The organism is Mesorhizobium sp. M7D.F.Ca.US.004.03.1.1 (assembly GCF_003998635.1).
Taxonomy (GTDB): domain Bacteria; phylum Pseudomonadota; class Alphaproteobacteria; order Rhizobiales; family Rhizobiaceae; genus Mesorhizobium; species Mesorhizobium loti.
Genome location: NZ_RZQG01000865.1, coordinates 1 through 2464, shown reverse-complemented (window position 1 = coordinate 2464; position 2464 = coordinate 1). Strand labels below are relative to the sequence as shown.

Genomic DNA, 2464 nt, shown 5'->3' with positions numbered 1-2464 from the left:
CCGCCTGGTCGTTGCCGATGAAGGTGAGCAGCCCTTCTACATCCTCAACGCCGACACGTTCTGGATCGACGATGGTCCCCTCAATCTCCAGCGTCTCGCCCTTGCATGGGACGCGGCGAAAATGGATATTCTGCTGATGCTGGCGGATCTCCATCAGGCGACCGGACACTGCGGCAGCACCGATTTCCTGGTGGAGCCGGATGGCGGCTTGCGGCGCTCAAAGGGGGATCCGGCGGGCCTGATTTACGCCGGCGCGGCGATTGTCCATCCGCGCCTGTTCAAGGCCGCGCCGGCCGGGCCGCACTCGCTCAACGCCTATTTCGATTCGACCATTGCCGCAGGGCGCCTGTTCGGCATGCCGATGCATGGCCATTGGATCACCGTCGGTACGCCCGACGCCATTGCGCTCGCGGAAGCGGCGGTCGCCGGCGCACTGACCGAGTCGCAATGAGCGGCTCAAGCCGCGTTTTCTCAATTCCCCCCGGAGCGCCGTTTCTGCCGACGCTTGCCGAGGCGCTGCTTGCCGGCCGCCTTGTTCCGGGGTTTCGCTTTGATGGCGATCCGCTCGCTCTGGCCGATGTCACCATCTATGTGCCGACGCGCCGCGCCGCGCGCGCCTTGCGGGGTGTCTTCGTCGACAGCCTGGCGGCACGCGGTGGTGGCGGTTCGGCGATCCTGCCGGTCATCCGGCCGCTCGGCGAGTTCGACGAGGATGAGGCCGCATTCGAGACCGAGGCATCGGCGGCCATCGATCTCGCGCCGCCGATTTCGGCAACCGAACGCCTGTTGCTGTTGACGCCGCTGGTGCGCGCCTGGAAACGCCGGCTGCCGGCACATGTCGCCGCCCTTTTTGCCGAGGAGATCGTCATCCCGGCCTCCACCGCCGACGCGATCTGGCTGGCGCGCGATCTCGCCCGGCTGATGGACGAGATCGAGACGGAAGGCACCGACTGGGCCAAGCTCACCGGTCTGGTGACCGGCAACCTTGCCGGATGGTGGCAGGTGACGCTCGAATTCCTCGGCATCGTCACCGACGCCTGGCCGAAATTCCTTGAAGAGAGCGACCGCTCCAATCCGGCTGCGCATCGCAACGCGCTGATCCGCGCCGAGGCCGCACGGCTGCAGCGCAATCCGCCGGCCGGCCCGGTCATCGCCGCGGGCTCGACCGGCTCGATCCCTGCCACGGCAGAACTGCTTGCCGCGATCGCGCGCTTGCCCGGCGGTGCCATCGTGCTGCCCGGTCTCGACCGGATGCTGGACGAAGCGTCCTTCCAGGCAATCGCGGCGCCAGGTGCGCGTCCGGCCGTGCTTGGCCACCCGCAATATGGCCTCGCCAGGCTGATCGCCAAGATCGGCGTGCTGCGCGGCGATGTCGAGGAGATCAGCGCGGGCGAACCGCAACTTGCGCTTCGCGCCGCCCTTGTCGGCGAAGCATTGCGGCCGGCCGAGACCACCGAACTCTGGGCTGAGACGCGTGCCGGGTTCCCGGCATCCGATATTGCCGGCGCCTTCGCCGAAGTGACCTTGCTCGAAGCTGCCAGCGAACGCGATGAAGCCGTTGCCATCGCCGTCGCGCTCAAGCGCGCGGTCGAACAACCCGGCCAAAGGGCGGCTCTCGTCACCGGCGACCGCGCGCTGGCGCGGCGGGTCTCGATCGAGCTCCAGCGCTTCGGCGTCGTCGCCGACGATTCCGGTGGCACGCCGCTCGCCAACACCCCGGCGGCCAGCCTGCTCAGGCTGGCGCTTGAGGCGCTGTTCCGGCCAGGCGATCCGGTTGGCCTGTTGTCGCTGCTCAAGCATCCGCTGCTTGGCCTGGGCCGCCAACGGGCTGATGTGCGCCACGCGGCGGAACTGGTCGAACTGGTGGCGCTGCGCGGTGGCACAGGCCGCCCCGACATCGTTTCGCTGCCGGAACTGTTCGAGGCCCGCCTCACAAGCCTCGACAGCGGCAGCCGGCCGCCCTTCTGGTTTTCCCGGCTGACCGTGCGCTCCATCGAAAACGCGCGGAGTTCGCTCGAACGTCTCAAACAAGCGCTGGCGCCGCTCGCAGCTTTCCGTGGCCAGGCGGACGCCGACCTTGCCGCGCTGGTCAGGGCCAGCGTCAGCACACTCGAAAATCTCGGCCGTACCGCCGATGGCGGCCTTGGCGAACTCTATGCCGGTGACGCCGGTGAAAAGCTTGCCGAACTGCTGCGCGGGCTGGTCGCGGCTTCGGCGCCCTTGTCGTTCGCGGGCAATGAGTGGCCCGACGTGATGGCGGCGCTGATCGCGGCCGAAACGGTCAAGCCGGCGCAAGGCACCGACAGGAACATCGCCATCTGGGGCGCGTTGGAAGCGCGGTTGCAGACGGTCGATACGCTGGTTATCGGCGGGCTCAACGAGGGCGTGTGGCCGCGCAAGCCGGAGAGCGACCGCTTCATGTCGCGGCTGATGAAGACCGGCATCGACCTCGAACCGCCCGAAC

General features: G+C 68.2%; 1 protein-coding gene and 1 pseudogene. Both read left to right on the top strand.

Annotated elements, in window-relative coordinates; genetic code table 11:
* Window positions 1-451, top strand: a pseudogene (locus EN935_RS31070) (nucleotidyltransferase family protein); the annotation flags it as partial.
* Window positions 448-2464: double-strand break repair protein AddB (gene addB, locus EN935_RS31065; RefSeq protein WP_127373971.1), on the top strand; the 2017-nt coding region annotated here is incomplete at its 3' end. The pseudogene EN935_RS31070 and the gene addB, both read left to right, overlap by 4 nt.